We start from the raw sequence: 15205 nt of genomic DNA, 5'->3' as shown, positions 1-15205 counted from the left end.
TTGGCTGCTGGCAGACCTTTTATCTTTATGAAAAAGCTTTTCCTATTTATTTCCATATTATCACTTTCTCAGATCAAGGCTCAGATTGATCCGGTGAAATATCCCACTTTTACTAATATTGAAGATGCTTTAAACAGTAAAAAGACTGTGTACAGTATGAGTTTCAGAGAGAAAGGATTATTTAATATTCCTCCTCAGATTGTAAAACTGGATTCATTGTTCTTTTTGAATATTATGGCAAATAAGCTGGAGAAAATGGATCAGGAACTGTTTGCTCTGAAAGAACTGGAAATATTAAATGTCAACGAAAACAGTATTAAATATATTCCGGATGAGGTAAGTAAGCTTAAAAAACTGACTACTTTTTCAATGAATCTGAATAGCCTGACAAGGATTAACCCTAATCTTGCAAAGCTTCAAAACTTAAAAGTAGTCCATTTTGATGCCAACAACCTGAATATTTTTCCTGAAGCCCTCATGGAAATTCCGGCATTGGAAGAAATTAATCTTCAGGGAAACCAGATCAGCTTTATTGCAGACAAGCTGGATCAAATCAAAAACCTGAAATTTCTGAACCTTTCAGATAATCAGATCAATGACCTTGGAAACTTGTCTTTTCCTGAAAATTTAAAATATCTGGAATTACAGCAGAATGCCATTAATAAACTTCCCGAAAACCTTTTCAAATCAAAAAATCTTGAATTTTTAAATGTAAGCGGAAATAATATTACAGAAATATCGCCCAAAGTAAAAGGACTGAAAAATATCGTCAGTATGAATCTGGCCAATAATAATTTGAAAGACCTTCCTGTAGAAATCAAACAGCTTAAAAATCTGAAAACATTGATTCTTACAGGAAATCCTATAGAAAAATCTACCATTGAAAACTTAAAAACCTTACTTCCGGAGACCCAGATCTATTTCTAGATCTATCCGCCAACACGTTTGGTTTTATATCCCATTTCTTTAAGGATATTCATGATTTTATCACGGTTATCTCCTTGAATGATAATCGTTCCATCCTTCTCAGAACCGCCTATACCCAGGGTGGTTTTTATTTTCTTTGAGATTTTTTTCAGGTCATCTTCACTGCCTTCCCAGCCTTCAACAATCGTTACAGGCTTACCATTTCTCCCTTTTTTCTCAAATTTGCATACCAAAGGCTCTTTCTGCTTGAATGCTTCTTCAGGCATCTCAAAATCCTGCTCGTCATGATCAGGAAAAAGATTCTTCAATTGATCTCGTAAATCCATACCGCAAAATTAAAAAGATTTATGGATTAATGAACGGAAATAATCAACGAAATTTCAATTTTTCAAACCGTGTCAAGGTTTTAAACCCTGACACAGGCAAATTTCAAAAGTAATTAATGGATCATCAGCAATCCATAAAATTCGAGGCTACAAATTCTTCTATTCCTAGGAAATTAGGTAAATTTGTCTAACAAAAGTTTTACAAAATGTCAAAAAAAGCAATACTGGCCATTCTTGACGGATGGGGATTGGGAACAAACCCGGACGTTTCCGCAATAGATAAAGCAAATACACCATTCATAGACAGCTGCTATCAAAAATTTCCACATACTACGCTTGAAGCAAGTGGATTAGCGGTAGGTTTACCAGCCGGACAAATGGGGAATTCTGAAGTAGGACACATGAATCTGGGAGCCGGGAGAGTAGTATACCAAAACCTGGTAAAACTAAACATGGCCGTTGAAAATGGAACATTGGGACAGGAAAAAGTGATTCAGGATGCTTTTGAATACGCCAAAAAAGAAAATAAAAAAGTACACTTTATTGGATTGGTTTCCAATGGAGGAGTACATTCCCATATTAATCATTTAAAAGGATTACTGACCGCTGCAAAAGAATTCGGATTGAATGAGAACGTTTTTGTTCACGCATTTACCGATGGTAGAGATTGTGATCCGCACTCCGGATTAGGATTTATTGATGAGCTTCAGAAGCATATGGAAGCTACTACAGGAAAATTGGCAACAGTAGTAGGTAGATACTATGCCATGGACAGAGATAAAAGGTGGGAACGCGTAAAACTGGCTTATGATGCCCTTGTAGAAGGAGTAGGAGAGCCATCAACAGACGCTTTGGCTTCTATTAAAGCCTCTTATGATAACAATGTTACCGATGAATTTCTGAAACCAATCATTTTAATGAATACTACCGCTACAGGAAATGTGGTGCCGGTGGCTAAAATCATTGATAATGACGTGGTGATCTGCTTCAACTTCCGTACAGACAGAGGTAGAGAGATTACAGAAGTTCTTTCTCAGAAAGATTTCCCGGAATATGATATGAAAAAGTTGAACCTTTATTATATCACATTAACGAACTATGATAAAACATTCCAGAATGTACAGGTCGTTTTTGATGAAAATGTATTAACAGAAACCATGGGTGAAATTCTTGAAAAAAATGGAAAAACCCAGATTAGAATTGCAGAAACAGAAAAATATCCGCACGTTACTTTCTTCTTCTCAGGAGGAAGAGAGGAGGAATTTAATGGTGAAAGAAGGCTATTATGCCCAAGCCCGAAAGACGTTCCTACCTACGATCTGAAGCCGGAAATGTCAGCCTATGATATTACAAACGCCATCGTACCGGAACTGGAAAACGGAACTGCTGATTTTGTGTGTTTAAATTTTGCCAATACAGACATGGTAGGGCACACAGGAGTTTTTGAAGCTGCTGTAAAAGCCGCTGAGGTAGTAGATATGTGTATCGAAAAAGTAGCTACAGCCGCTTATGAAAACGGATATGCTGTCTTTATTCTTGCTGACCACGGAAATTCTGATGTAATGATGAATCCGGACGGCACACCTAATACTCAGCACTCAACGAATCTTGTTCCATTTATTGTAATGGATAAAGATCATACATGGAATTTAAAACCAGGAAAACTGGGCGATGTAGCCCCTACAATCCTTAAAGTAATGGGGGTTGAAATACCAGATGCAATGACTGGAGACGTTTTGGTTAATTAAAATTCAATAATATTGTCTTAAAAATGCCGTTATACCTTTATAGCGGCATTTTTTTTATGACTTATGTCAGATAATATATGACTTGCATACTTTATTATGCGCCAAATAATAAATAAATCTTATCTTTGTAAATTAAAACTGAATAGTAAAATGTATCAAAAGCTTGTAAGGAAAGAAGTAATGGGATTATTGGAAAAGGAAGTAGGTTCTTTTCTTGATAAATTTTTAACGCCAATTGAAAAATCTGGCAGCCTTCCGATTATTTACCAGATCCTTCAAGTGATGAATTCAAACATGACTTAGAAGAAATTCAGACTTTTGCCCGTGAAATGCCTTACGATCTTTTTGTAACCCTGATCGGTGACTGTATCACAGAAGAAGCACTTCCTTCTTATGAATCTTGGTTAATGGGTGTTGATGGTATCAATCAGGAAGAAAAAGTAGGCTGGGCCAACTGGGTAAGAGCATGGACTGCTGAAGAAAACAGACACGGAGATTTACTAAACAAATATCTTTATCTGTGTGGAAGAGTAAACATGAGAGAAGTGGAAATCACTACTCAGTACCTTATCAATGACGGATTCGATTTGGGTACAAGTATGGATCCGTACAGAAACTTTATTTATACAAGCTTTCAGGAAACAGCGACCAATATTTCTCACAGAAGAGTAGGTACACTGGCAAAACAATCAGGAAACGGGAAATTGGCTAAAATGTGTGGTGTAATTGCTGCAGACGAAGCAAGACACGCTAAAGCATACAAACATTTCGTAGCAAAAATTCTTGAAGTAGACGCTTCGGAAATGATTCTTGCATTTGAAGATATGATGCGTAAGAAAATTGTAATGCCTGCTCACCTAATGAGACAGTCCGGACAAAAAGCCGGAGAGCTTTGGGGACATTTCTCAGATGCTGCACAAAGATGTATGGTGTACACAGGTCAGGACTATATCAATATTATGAAAGACCTTTTAGATGAATGGAAAATTGAGCACGTAAAGGGACTTACAGAAAAAGCAGAAAAAGCTCAGGAATACCTGATGAAGCTTCCTGCAAGGCTTCAGAAGATCACAGACAGAGTTTCTACTCCGGATCTTCAGTTCCAGTTTAGCTGGGTAAAAAAATAATGAGATCTATATTTATTATTTAAAATATAAAAGTATTGAGTGCCTTTCTTTTGGGCACTCTTTTTATTTCTTATCTTTGCAAGGCTAAAAAAAGAACAAAATGTTAAATAATAAAAAGATTGCTGTTGACTTTGACGGAACTATTGTTGATGACGCTTATCCGGCAATTGGGAAACCAAAAACTTTTGCTTTCGAAACATTAAAAAGACTTCAGGCAGAAGGTTTCAGACTTATTCTCTGGACCTACAGACACGGAAGAGCTTTAGATGAAGCGGTAGAATTCTGCCAGAAAAATGGAGTAGAGTTTTATGCAGTGAACTCAAGCTTTGAAGGAGAAGTTTTTGATCCTGAAACCCAATCCAGAAAATTAGATGCAGATTGGTTTATTGATGACAGAAACTTAGGAGGATTCCCGGGATGGGGTGAGATCTACAACATTATTCAGGAGAGAATAGAATTCCGTGTAGAAGGAAAAGAAGTTCTTGCCTATTCAAAACTTAAAAAAGAAAAGAAAAAAGGACTTTTCTGGTAAAAGAGAAATTAGAAGCTAGATATTAGAAATTAGTTTTAATAGCAAATCAAAGCTTCTGCTTTTATCAGAAAAAGTTTATAGATTGTTACAATATAGAAATACACATAATGCTGTAATCTAGCTTCTAACATCTAATATCTAACATCTATATACAATGATTCAATTAAAAACGATAGACGAATTACGTCTGATGAAGGAGAGTGCCCGACTGGTTTCTAAAACATTGGGAATGTTGGCTAAAGAAATCAAACCAGGGATTACGACCTTATACTTAGATAAACTGGCACATGATTTTATCAAAGATCATGGTGCTGAACCTGCATTTTTAGGATACGGAGGATTTCCAAACTCTCTTTGTATCTCGCCGAATGAGCAGGTAGTTCATGGTTTCCCAAACAATGATGTAGTGAAAGAAGGAGATGTTCTTTCTGTAGACTGCGGAGTTATTCTGAACGGTTTTGTAGGAGATCATGCCTATACATTTGAAATCGGGGAAGTGAAGCCTGAGGTTAAAAAATTGCTGCAGGTTACCAAGGAATCTTTATACAAAGGAATTGAGCAGGTTGTCAGAGGAAAAAGAATAGGAGATATCTCCCATGCTATCCAGACACATTGTGAAAAAGAAGGATATGGAGTGGTAAGAGAACTTGTAGGGCACGGATTGGGAAGAAAAATGCACGAAGATCCACAAGTTCCAAACTACGGAAGACAAGGAAGCGGAAAAGTAATTAAAGATGGTTTAGCAATTGCTATTGAACCAATGGTTAACATGGGAACTGAAAAAGTGAAGTTCCATAACGACGGCTGGACAGTAACGACTTTAGATAATATGCCATCTGCTCACTTCGAACATGATGTAGCCGTGATCAATGGTAAGCCGGTATTGCTTTCAACATTTGATTATGTATATGAAGCTTTAGGGATTGTAAGTGATGAAGAAAAGCAGTTCCAACTGGATTTTTAATGAAAAAGGTAACGAAGCTTTTACTGAATAAAATTCCACGTCCTATGCTTATTAAAATGAGCATCTGGGCAAGACCGCTTATTTATCAGTTTTTCAAAGGAGACCAGTTCTATGATCCTATTGATGGAAGATCTTACAGGAAATTCCTTCCTTACGGATATGGAAAACAAAGAGAAAATGCATTGTCTCCGGGAACTTTAAGTTTGGAAAGACACCGTCAGATGTGGCTGTATCTTCAAAACGAAACTGATTTTTTTATCAAAAATTATAAAGTCCTGCACATTGCTCCTGAACAGGAATTTCTAAGGAAATTCAAGAGAATGAGCAACCTGAATTATATTTCGGCAGACCTTTATTCTCCTATTGTAGATGTGAAGGCTGATATTCTGGATCTACCTTTGAAAATGACAGCTTTGACATTGTCTTTTGTAACCACGTTCTGGAACATATCGAAGATGATGCAAAAGCAATGAGCGAATTGTACAGGGTAATGAAACCCGGTGGATGGGGAATCCTTCAGGTTCCGATGAAAAATTCATTAGAGAAAACTTATGAAGATTTTACTATTAAAGATCCAAAAGAACGTCAGAAACATTTCGGACAGTACGATCATGTTCGCTGGTATGGAATGGATTATTTTGACCGCCTAAAAAAAGCAGGCTTCGAAATAGAAAAGAACTTCTATTCACAGAAATTCTCTGAAGAAGAAATAAAAAAATACGGATTAAGACATAACGAAATCTTACCTGTAGTTTACAAAAAATAAGATAAACCCCGTTTCAACTATTGAAACGGGGTTTTATATGAATGAAATGCTTTTTTTACTCTTTGATAAAAGAATAAGACTTATAATTCTCCACCATTACAACATACTGTCCCTTTGATAAGCTGTTCGTATCAATGGATATTTTACTGCTGTTAGTGGTTGTTTCAAATATCAGTTTCCCTGACAGATCGTATATCTTAAGCGGAAGATTTTTCTCAATATTTTCAATGTTTAAAACCTCTTTTACGGGGTTAGGATATGTTTTAAACGTTTTCGTTGCTGCAGCAACTTCCTTAGTACTCAATTGGTCAGTATTGTTATAGTAGATCTTATTTCCTGAAGGGTCTGTCATTATTAAAGTCTTTACGTTGCCGTTGGTTATAATTTGGTAGCTGTATATTGATGCGTAAGCTCCTAAACCATAAATATCACAGTTTTTCTGATCATAAGCACGTACAGGGGCTGCATTACCTCCGTTATAAAACAAAAGAGTGCATGAACTCGATGTTTTGATAAGATTGTTGCTTCCCGGCATAACCCCGAAACCCATCATAGAAGTATTGTAATATTTGGAATTAATAACATAACTTGTCCCTCCAGCTGAATTGAAGGTAGTAGGGGGAACTCCGTTATCAATTAATGGAGTATTCGTGGTCTGTCCGCTGCTTGTTGCCATTTTGGAAATATACCAGGTATTGGAAAGTAATTCGGAGGTTTGCTGGGCAGTCAGTAAACCGCCTACTAAAAGGAATAGAATTTTTTTCATAAGTTAAAAGTTTGTGGTAAAGATATAAAAGAATTTCTTTTTCCTGATTCAATTTAATCATGATAAAAAATGATTAAAAAAACCGCCTTCACTAAGAAGACGGTTTCCATTTTTAAATATAGATAGAAGTTTATGCACTCTCTAGTGTGATGAAGATACAGCTTTTAATCCTACAACAGAACCAATAAGCGTTACAATGAAGAAAACTCTCCAAAAGCTTACAGGATCCTTAAAGAAAATAATTCCCATTAAAGCAGTTCCCACAGCCCCGATTCCTGTCCATACCGCATAAGCAGTACCGATAGGCAGCGTTTGAGTCGCTTTGATCAGCAAAAGCATACTGATTGTCATTGTTATCAAAAAGCCGGTATACCACAGGTACATCTCCGTTCCTGATGTTTCTTTTGCCTTTCCCAGACATGAGGCGAAGGCCACTTCAAATAATCCCGCGATAACTAATATTAACCAATTCATTTTTAAATTTTTACTCCTGCAAATTTCTGGATTTGAATGGAGAAAAAATTTTACAATTGTTAAAAATGAAATTGAGAATATTTTTAGAGGAGGGAAGATGGGAGCTGGAGGCTGGAAGTTATTTTCTCATATGATAACTACTTAGCATTCTCATTTAATTAATAAAATTGAGCGAGATTTCTTAATCGGCTATCATAGCATCTATCTTCCATCCTCAAAATCGAGATTATTTTATCTCCGCCCGAATTCTACTCAAACTCACCTGCGTAATCCCAAGATAAGAAGCGATATAACCAAGCTGAACCCTTTTCAATAAGTCAGGCTGATAAGCCATAATATCTTTATAACGTTCCAGTGAAGTTTTGAATTGTCGTGAAATAATCAGTTCTTCAGACTTTATCATCTCTGCTTCTGCCAGTTTTCTTCCCCAGTTGGCAATATGAATGTCTTCATTGAAGAGTTTTCGAAGATTCTCTGTTTCCATCCTATACAGATCGCAGTCTTCCAGTAATTCGATGCTTTCATAGCCGGGTTTATCTTCTACATAGCTTTTCATAGAAAGAATGCATTGCCCCTCACTCCCGAACCAAAAAGTGATATCATTGTCAGCCGTTGAAGAGTACGCTCGCGCAATTCCTTTTCGGATAAAATACAGATAAGGAATCACTTTATCAGCTTCCATCAGACAAAAGCCTTTAGGATGCGAAACCTCTGTGATGTGCTCTTTTAAACTGTTTTTCGATGCTTCAGGAAGAAGGTAAACCTTGTCAAGAATCTGGTCTATATTCATAAAGATGAATTCTAATAGTCAAAAATATCAGTTTTAACTAATGCAATACAAAATTATGGGGTAATTTTTATAAGAAATATTGCAGTGCATATAATCAAAACTCTTCCGAATTCAATTTATTTATTGTCAATATTACAACGGAAAGAGCAAGATTCCCCTCCATTGGAGGGGTGTCGAAAATTCAGAGAATTTTTGACGGGGTGGTTTGAGCTTTTACAATCCTGTATTTCACAATATAACTCTCTTTTTTCTTTAAAAATTAAGATTAACCGTAAAGACCAATTTTGTTTTACTAACTTTGCAGTTCGTAATATTATTTTTATGCACAAAGCAGGATTTGTAAATATAGTTGGAAAGCCCAATGCGGGAAAATCTACCTTACTTAACCAATTAATGGGAGAGAAGTTGGCGATTGTAACGCAGAAAGCTCAGACAACCCGTCACAGAATTTTTGGAATTTATAATGAAGATGATCTTCAGATCGTATTTTCCGATACTCCCGGAGTATTGGATCCCAAATACGGATTACAGGAGAAAATGATGGATTTTGTAAAGGACTCTCTACAGGATGCCGATGTTTTCCTGTTTATTGTAGATGTTACTGATAAAGCAGAACCTTCAGAATTTTTAATTGATAAACTGAATAAAATCCCGGTACCCGTACTTCTTCTGTTAAATAAAGTAGACCAGACGGATCAGGCAGGTCTTGAAAAACTGGTTGAAGACTGGCATGCCAGAATTCCTAAAGCTGAAATTTTACCTATTTCTGCATTGAACGCCTTTAATACAGAAGTTATTTTACCTAAAATAAAATCATTACTTCCCGAGAATCCTCCTTATTACGATAAAGATCAGTATACGGATAAGCCTGAAAGATTTTTTGTAAACGAGGCAATTCGTGAGAAAATTCTTCTGAATTATGATAAAGAAATTCCATATTCTGTAGAAGTAGTAACGGAACAGTTCAAGGAGAAAGAAGGAATTATCTTCATAGATTCTATTATTTATGTAGAAAGAGATACTCAGAAAGGAATTATTATCGGGCACAAAGGGGAGGCTATCAAAAAAGTGGGAACAGAAGCAAGAATGGACCTTGAGAAATTCTTCACCAAAAAAATTCACTTAAATCTATTTGTAAAAGTGAAAAAAGATTGGAGAAAGAACGACAGAGATCTTAAAAATTTCGGTTACCGTTAAACTAAAACCGCCGGAATCCCGTTGTATTAAAAGATTTTCATTACCTTAGTATAAATTTTTAGTACATGAACTATAATAATTCAAATTCAAGCTCAATACCTAAAGATATTGTTTTATTAGTGGTGAGAGTGTTTGTAGGTTTTGCGATGCTTTCTCATGGCTTTCCAAAACTTCAGATGCTATTGGCAGGCGGTAAAATCGAGTTTTTCGATTTTATGGGACTGGGCCCTCAGATATCACTGATCCTTACGGTTTTTGCTGAATTTGCATGTTCAATACTCCTTATATTAGGGCTTTTTACAAGAGTTTCTTTAGGGTTTTTGATCTTTACGATGGCCATTGCTGGGTTTGTGGTGCATGGTGCAGATCCTTTTGAAAAAAGAGAAATGGCTCTCGTTTACCTTTCCGTTTATCTTTTATTGATGGTAATCGGAGCAGGAAAGATCTCAGTAGATCATATGATTGAGAGAAGAAAAAGAGCCTCAGAATGGTAATTTTAGAATAAGAACAATACAAAATAAAACAAGGCGCTTCAGAAATTGAAGCGCCTTGTCTGTTCTTAATAATTGCAGTTAGGTAAGCAATCCCAGATCAGTTTTCCGTTTTCATCTCTTCTTCTGCAAGCCATGAATCCTGGATCACATAATGGGGCACTTCCGCCGTTGATTGTTTTTAAATGTACTTTTGATAATTTTTTTAAATTTTTCATATTATTTTAATTTGTAAGATAAATGTAATAAAAAAATAAATACAACACTAAAAAGTGTCTTATTTATTTGATTTTATAAATCTTTCAAAATTCACTACATTCGTAGAAAATGAATTTATATGAAGATAAAACTGACCATCTGCCTTCTGGCATTTCTCAATTTTTATGATGCACAGGAGAATATCACTTACCAGAAACCCTCTGCAGAGATTTTAAAACTGGCAGACTATCAAAGACCGCCAAGCGTTCTGATGAACAGCAAAAAAGATTGGGTGGTTTTTACGTATCGTCCAACATATAAAACACTGGAAGATCTTAGTCAGCAGGAAATGAAACTTGGAGGACTAAGAATTAATCCGGTTACCAATATTTCAAGCAGTACTACCTACTCGAATAATCTGAAGATCAGAAAGATCAATGATAAAAATGAGATTCAGGTAAAAAATCTGCCTTCCAATCCGAAAATTACCTATGTTTCATTTTCTCCGGATGAAAAAAGCTGGCATTTACCAATACAACAGCTAAAGGAGTAGAGCTTTGGGTAGTGGATATGGAAACCGCTGCTGCCAAAAAAATTACTGCAGATAATCTGAATGCCAATTTAGGAATGCCTTATGTATGGTATAATGACTCTCAAAGCTTCCTGATCAGAGCAATTCCGCAAAACAGACCTGCTCTTATTGATGCAAGCAAAGACCTTCCGACAGGCCCGATTGTTTCAACAGCAGACGGTAAAGTTTCTCAAAACAGAACATATCAGGATCTTTTGAAAAATCCTCAAGATGAGAAAAACTTTGAAACGCTTACTGCTTCGGAAATCTACAGTGTAGATCTTACAGGAAATCTTAAGAAACTGAAAGATCAGGATATGTATGCCGGCCTAAGTTTTTCCCCAGACGGTAATTATCTGATGGCTACAACCATCAAAAAACCATTTTCTTATATCGTTCCGTTGAACAGGTTCCCATCAACAACAGTGGTGTATGATATGAAAGGAAATGCTGTAAAAACAGTAAATGATGTTCCTTTGAATGAAATTATGCCGAAAGGTTTCTCATCCGTAAGAACAGGAAAAAGAGATATGGCCTGGAGAAGTGATGCTCCTGCAACGATTACCTATGCTGAAGCTTTGGATGGAGGAGATCAGTCTAAAGCAGCAGATTACAGAGACGAGGTTTTTACATGGGAAGCTCCATTTACAGCAGCTCCGAAATCTTTCTTCAAAACAAAACAGAGATATGATGATGTGGTTTGGACTAATGATCATTATGCTATTGTTTCTGAAGGCTGGTATGATACAAGAAATACAAAATCTTACCTTATAGATACCAATAACGGAGAATCTAAAGTTTTTGATGACAGAAATTATCAGGATGTTTACAGTGATCCTGGAAATTTCAACACCACGAAAAACCAGTACGGAAGATATGTAATCGATATGAAAGGTGGTAAAGCCTATCTTATCGGAGACGGGTTTACCAAAGACGGGCAGCATCCTTTTATTGATGAAATGGATGTGAAATCGTTGAAAAAGAAAAGACTTTACACTTCTAATGTAAAGAACGGTAAAGAAGAAATAATTGATATTCTTAACGCTTCAAAGGGGGAAATTCTTACGACTCAACAGTCACCAAGCCTTTATCCTAATTACTTCAAAAAGAATATCAAATCTAACAAAGCAGAAGCGGTAACCAACTTTGCAAACCCTTTTGAAAGCATCAAAGACGTTTACAAAGAAGTAATTACTTACAAGAGAAATGATGGAGTTACCTTAACTGGAACCCTTTATCTTCCTGCCAATTATGACAGAAAAGCAAAAAAAGAGAAGCTTCCATTGTTGATCTGGGCTTATCCTACAGAATATAAAGATAAAAATACTGCAGGACAGAACACCCAAAACCCGAATGATTTTACATTCCCATACTACGGATCTTTTGTATACTGGACAACGAAAGGGTATGCTGTCCTTGATGATGCCGCTTTCCCTATTATCGGTGAAGGAAAAACAGAGCCTAATGATACATTTATTCCTCAATTGGTAGCCAATGCTGCTGCAGCAATTGATGCTGTAGATCATCTTGGGTATATCGATAGAAAGAAAGTCGCTGTAGGAGGACATTCTTATGGTGCATTTATGACCGCAAACCTTCTTACACATTCTGATCTTTTTGCATGTGGAATTGCAAGAAGTGGAGCGTATAACAGAACTTTGACACCATTTGGGTTCCAGAGCGAGCAGAGAAACTATTGGGATATTCCGGATATTTATAACAAGATGTCTCCATTCATGAATGCAGATAAAATGAAAACTCCGCTTCTTCTGATTCATGGTGATGCAGATAACAACCCTGGAACATTTACTTTGCAGACGGAAAGATATTTCCAGGCATTGAAAAATCTGGGTGCTCCGGTGAAAATGGTTCTTCTTCCAAAAGAAGCCCACGGATATCAGGCCAAAGAAAATATCTTCCACCTTTTATGGGAACAGGATCAGTTCCTTGAAAAGTGCCTGAAGAAATAAATGATAAAAGAGACTGTTTACTATAAACAGTCTCTTTTTTTGATTAAAAAATATAATAAGGAAGTTGTATTAAAACTTAAAGCGAAGCTCATCTTAATCATCTTATCCTCTTCATAAAACTTAATGGTTAAAAAAATTAAAGATGCTTCAAAATCTTATCAACGCTCTTAAGCTCCATAAAATTAGGATGTTCCAGATTAACATCATGCTGTTCATGGCTCCATGTCACATGATAAGGAATATGAGCAGCAGAACCTCCAATTTCCAGTACCGGTAAAATATCCGATTTGATAGAATTTCCGAGCATCAGAAAGTTTTCGGGCTGACAGTCCAGATGTTTCAACAGTTTTTTATAATCATTATCTTTTTTATCACTCATGATTTCAATATGATGGAAATAATCCTGTAATCCCGAATTTTTCAGTTTACGCTCCTGATCCAGAAGATCTCCTTTTGTAGCCACAACCAGCCTGTATTTTCCCTTTAAACTTTCAAGAGTTTCTGTAACGCCATCCAAAAGTTCAATAGGCTTCTGGAGAAGTTCCTGGCCTAGTTGAATCGCTTTGTTGACCAATTCTAATGATGCTGTGTTATTGGAAACTCTACCGATGGTTTCAATCATACAAAGCATGAATCCTTTCACTCCGTAACCATACAAATGAAGATTCTGCATTTCTGTTTTAAACAATTCCTGTGATACCGAATGTTGCGGAAGATAATCTTCAAGCAGTCTGCAGAATTCTTTCTCTGCTTCCTGAAAGTAAGGTTCGTTGACCCAAAGCGTATCATCCGCGTCAAAAGCAATGGTTGTAATATGATTATTCATTTTTGTTTTGTAATTTTCTGACTTCAAAATTCAATATAAAATTTCAATAAGCAAAGGACATTTGTCCCAGGTGAATATGTTAAGGACGAATCAGACATTTTTGAACTATCTTGACGAGCTGTATGGAAAGCAGAACGGTAGTAATGATATTACAGTAAAATCTTTTTCAGCAGGAGATAAAATATTGATACAGGATCATCAGCCCACCCATGTCATGCTGATTAAAAAAGGAATTGTCAAGTGTTATTTTGTTGAAGAGAACGGAAAAGAATATATCGTAGAATTTCTGGGGAGCGGGGAAGTAATAGGAGAAGTGGAATTGATCAAGAATATAAACTGTCTGTGCAGTATTGAAGCGCTCACGGAAGTTACGGTGTATGCAATAAAGATTCCTGCTTTTAAAGCTTTGATTAAAAATGATCTTACCCTGAACAATCTTCTTTTAGAATCTTTTGCGGAACGTATTATCAATACTTCCAGCAGAGCATCCTATCAACAGTTATATACGGTAGAGCATACCTTAAAACAGCTGCTGCAAATGCAGTCGAAGCAGAATATTCAGATTTCCAAAGAAGATATGGCAGCTTATCTGGGAATTGCGGTGAGAAGCTTGAACAGAATTTTAAAAAATTTGAAATGATTTTGTTGTAAACGTAAAGGCGCAAAGTTTTTTCAAGCTATTTTTTTAATTTTTAAGTTGTAAAACATTTCGACTTCGCCCATTATGAGATTTTCAGCAAATAATTATCATCACTCAACAAAATAATCAGCATTCAATTTTATCGGAGATAAAATCCTTGCGCCTTAAAAACATAAAAAACTTAAATTCCATTGCGTCTTTGCGATTTTCAAAAAAATAAAATATTAAAACTGATATAAATGTTGATGCTATTTCAAGGGGTTGTTCTATTTTAATATTAAAATTTAGATAAAGTATTTGAAATTCATAGGGGTGATTTTAAAATTTAGTATTTTTGCATGAGAATAAGTTGAATTACAATATTCATGGAAACATTAAAGTTCAGAAATGCTGAGTTGGCAGATTTAAATAAAATCGTAGCCATCTACAACTCAACAATTGCCTCAAGAATGGTAACTGCAGACATGGAAGAAGTCTCTGTAGAAAGCAAACTAAAATGGTTTGAAGAACATAATCCCAAAACAAGACCTCTTTGGGTGGTTGAAGATCATCAGAAGCAGGCTGTGGGCTGGGTAAGCTTCAGTTCATTCCATGAAAGGGCTGCATACAGTGGTACTGTAGAAGTAAGTATTTATCTGGATGAAACGAGCAGAGGAAAAGGATATGGAAAAACCATTCTTCAGTATTGTATTGATAATGCCGGAAAATTTGGAGTAAAAAACCTGGTAGCCCTTATTTTCCTTCATAATGAACCAAGTTTAAAGCTGTTCAGACATTTTGGGTTTGAAGATTGGGGAAGCCTTCCTAATGTAGCCATTCTGGATGGGGTGGAAAGAAGTCTGAAAATCTTAGGAAAAAGGATAGAGTAATTATAATTGTGAAGAAAGAGAAA

14 protein-coding genes and 3 pseudogenes are annotated in these 15205 nt (G+C 36.0%); 11 read left to right on the top strand and 6 right to left on the bottom strand.

From position 1 onward, the window contains the following. Window positions 1-27: 27 nt before the first annotated feature. Window positions 28-927: a leucine-rich repeat domain-containing protein gene (locus BOQ62_RS00910; protein WP_129036567.1), complete on the top strand. Its 900-nt coding sequence runs from the start codon at window positions 28-30 to the stop codon at window positions 925-927. Window positions 928-929: 2 nt separating this feature from the next. Here the strand turns inward: BOQ62_RS00910 and BOQ62_RS00905 are convergent, their stop codons facing one another. Then, window positions 930-1253, bottom strand: a complete 324-nt coding sequence (locus tag BOQ62_RS00905) for a translation initiation factor (protein ID WP_129036566.1) — start codon at window positions 1251-1253, stop codon at window positions 930-932. A 206-nt stretch (window positions 1254-1459) separates the two neighbouring features. On the opposite strand from BOQ62_RS00905, the gene gpmI reads away from it, so the two are divergent. The 5 genes and pseudogenes from gpmI (at window position 1460) to BOQ62_RS00880 (ending at window position 6390) form a co-directional block, all read left to right on the top strand. After that, complete coding sequence (gene gpmI / locus BOQ62_RS00900; RefSeq protein ID WP_129036565.1) at window positions 1460-3001, top strand: 2,3-bisphosphoglycerate-independent phosphoglycerate mutase; 1542 nt, start codon at window positions 1460-1462, stop codon at window positions 2999-3001. 150 nt (window positions 3002-3151) lie between these two features. After that, a pseudogene (locus tag BOQ62_RS00895) lies at window positions 3152-4128 on the top strand (acyl-ACP desaturase). Window positions 4129-4228: 100 nt separating this feature from the next. Next, window positions 4229-4660 carry a BT0820 family HAD-type phosphatase gene (locus BOQ62_RS00890; RefSeq protein ID WP_129036564.1) on the top strand — a complete coding sequence of 144 codons (432 nt, stop codon included), beginning with the start codon at window positions 4229-4231 and terminating at the stop codon, window positions 4658-4660. Window positions 4661-4814: 154 nt separating this feature from the next. Then, window positions 4815-5624, top strand: coding sequence for a type I methionyl aminopeptidase (map, locus tag BOQ62_RS00885; RefSeq protein ID WP_129036563.1), 810 nt, complete (start codon window positions 4815-4817; stop codon window positions 5622-5624). Then, a pseudogene (locus BOQ62_RS00880) lies at window positions 5624-6390 on the top strand (class I SAM-dependent methyltransferase). The gene map and the pseudogene BOQ62_RS00880 overlap by 1 nt, the downstream one beginning before the upstream one ends. 55 nt (window positions 6391-6445) lie before the next feature. Here the strand turns inward: BOQ62_RS00880 and BOQ62_RS00875 are convergent. The 3 genes from BOQ62_RS00875 to BOQ62_RS00865 all read right to left on the bottom strand — a co-directional run bounded on the left by BOQ62_RS00875 (window position 6446) and on the right by BOQ62_RS00865 (window position 8420). After that, window positions 6446-7156, bottom strand: a complete 711-nt coding sequence (locus BOQ62_RS00875) for a T9SS type A sorting domain-containing protein (RefSeq protein ID WP_129036562.1) — start codon at window positions 7154-7156, stop codon at window positions 6446-6448. Window positions 7157-7297: 141 nt separating this feature from the next. After that, a complete protein-coding gene (locus BOQ62_RS00870; protein WP_077414420.1) occupies window positions 7298-7630 on the bottom strand; it encodes a DMT family transporter in 333 nt (110 codons plus the stop codon). Between the two features lie 226 nt (window positions 7631-7856). After that, window positions 7857-8420, bottom strand: coding sequence for a Crp/Fnr family transcriptional regulator (locus BOQ62_RS00865; RefSeq protein ID WP_129036561.1), 564 nt, complete (start codon window positions 8418-8420; stop codon window positions 7857-7859). A 321-nt stretch (window positions 8421-8741) separates the two neighbouring features. Here BOQ62_RS00865 and era point away from each other — a divergent pair, with 321 nt between their 5' ends. Together era and BOQ62_RS00855 are read left to right on the top strand one after the other, a co-directional pair. Continuing rightward, window positions 8742-9617: a GTPase Era gene (gene era / locus BOQ62_RS00860; protein WP_129036560.1), complete on the top strand. Its 876-nt coding sequence runs from the start codon at window positions 8742-8744 to the stop codon at window positions 9615-9617. 65 nt (window positions 9618-9682) lie between these two features. Beyond that, a complete protein-coding gene (locus BOQ62_RS00855) occupies window positions 9683-10111 on the top strand; it encodes a DoxX family protein (protein WP_129036559.1) in 429 nt (142 codons plus the stop codon). Window positions 10112-10176: 65 nt separating this feature from the next. On the opposite strand, the gene BOQ62_RS22280 is transcribed toward BOQ62_RS00855, so the two are convergent. After that, the gene (locus BOQ62_RS22280; RefSeq protein WP_164976648.1) at window positions 10177-10326 is read right to left on the bottom strand and encodes a bacteriocin-like protein; all 150 of its coding nucleotides are present in this window, start codon (window positions 10324-10326) and stop codon (window positions 10177-10179) included. Window positions 10327-10445: 119 nt separating this feature from the next. Between BOQ62_RS22280 and BOQ62_RS00850 the strand changes: the two are divergent. After that, window positions 10446-12847: pseudogene (locus BOQ62_RS00850) on the top strand (prolyl oligopeptidase family serine peptidase). A 136-nt stretch (window positions 12848-12983) separates the two neighbouring features. Here the strand turns inward: BOQ62_RS00850 and BOQ62_RS00845 are convergent. Beyond that, window positions 12984-13673 (bottom strand): HAD family hydrolase, encoded by a 690-nt coding sequence (locus BOQ62_RS00845; protein ID WP_129036558.1) that lies wholly within the window; start codon window positions 13671-13673, stop codon window positions 12984-12986. A gap of 76 nt (window positions 13674-13749) precedes the next feature. Here BOQ62_RS00845 and BOQ62_RS00840 point away from each other — a divergent pair, with 76 nt between their 5' ends. Both BOQ62_RS00840 and BOQ62_RS00835 read left to right on the top strand, forming a co-directional pair. Next, window positions 13750-14313: a Crp/Fnr family transcriptional regulator gene (locus tag BOQ62_RS00840; protein WP_129036557.1), complete on the top strand. Its 564-nt coding sequence runs from the start codon at window positions 13750-13752 to the stop codon at window positions 14311-14313. A gap of 365 nt (window positions 14314-14678) precedes the next feature. After that, a complete protein-coding gene (locus BOQ62_RS00835) occupies window positions 14679-15182 on the top strand; it encodes a GNAT family N-acetyltransferase (RefSeq protein WP_129036556.1) in 504 nt (167 codons plus the stop codon). Window positions 15183-15205 lie beyond the last annotated feature (23 nt).

Source organism: Chryseobacterium sp. CH21, assembly GCF_004119445.1.
GTDB lineage: Bacteria > Bacteroidota > Bacteroidia > Flavobacteriales > Weeksellaceae > Chryseobacterium.
Note: the sequence above shows the minus strand (reverse complement) of the source record. Positions and strands in the feature narration are given on the sequence as shown.

Excerpts from the sequence above, each read along its gene's own strand:
- BOQ62_RS00910 (WP_129036567.1), top strand. The coding sequence starts at position 28 with ATGAAAAAGCTTTTCCTATTTATTTCCATATTATCACTTTCTCAGATC.
- BOQ62_RS00905 (WP_129036566.1), bottom strand. The coding sequence starts at position 1,253 with ATGGATTTACGAGATCAATTGAAGAATCTTTTTCCTGATCATGACGAG.
- gpmI (WP_129036565.1), top strand. The coding sequence starts at position 1,460 with ATGTCAAAAAAAGCAATACTGGCCATTCTTGACGGATGGGGATTGGGA.
- BOQ62_RS00890 (WP_129036564.1), top strand. The coding sequence starts at position 4,229 with ATGTTAAATAATAAAAAGATTGCTGTTGACTTTGACGGAACTATTGTT.
- map (WP_129036563.1), top strand. The coding sequence starts at position 4,815 with ATGATTCAATTAAAAACGATAGACGAATTACGTCTGATGAAGGAGAGT.
- BOQ62_RS00875 (WP_129036562.1), bottom strand. The coding sequence starts at position 7,156 with ATGAAAAAAATTCTATTCCTTTTAGTAGGCGGTTTACTGACTGCCCAG.
- BOQ62_RS00870 (WP_077414420.1), bottom strand. The coding sequence starts at position 7,630 with ATGAATTGGTTAATATTAGTTATCGCGGGATTATTTGAAGTGGCCTTC.
- BOQ62_RS00865 (WP_129036561.1), bottom strand. The coding sequence starts at position 8,420 with ATGAATATAGACCAGATTCTTGACAAGGTTTACCTTCTTCCTGAAGCA.
- era (WP_129036560.1), top strand. The coding sequence starts at position 8,742 with ATGCACAAAGCAGGATTTGTAAATATAGTTGGAAAGCCCAATGCGGGA.
- BOQ62_RS00855 (WP_129036559.1), top strand. The coding sequence starts at position 9,683 with ATGAACTATAATAATTCAAATTCAAGCTCAATACCTAAAGATATTGTT.
- BOQ62_RS22280 (WP_164976648.1), bottom strand. The coding sequence starts at position 10,326 with ATGAAAAATTTAAAAAAATTATCAAAAGTACATTTAAAAACAATCAAC.
- BOQ62_RS00845 (WP_129036558.1), bottom strand. The coding sequence starts at position 13,673 with ATGAATAATCATATTACAACCATTGCTTTTGACGCGGATGATACGCTT.
- BOQ62_RS00840 (WP_129036557.1), top strand. The coding sequence starts at position 13,750 with ATGTTAAGGACGAATCAGACATTTTTGAACTATCTTGACGAGCTGTAT.
- BOQ62_RS00835 (WP_129036556.1), top strand. The coding sequence starts at position 14,679 with ATGGAAACATTAAAGTTCAGAAATGCTGAGTTGGCAGATTTAAATAAA.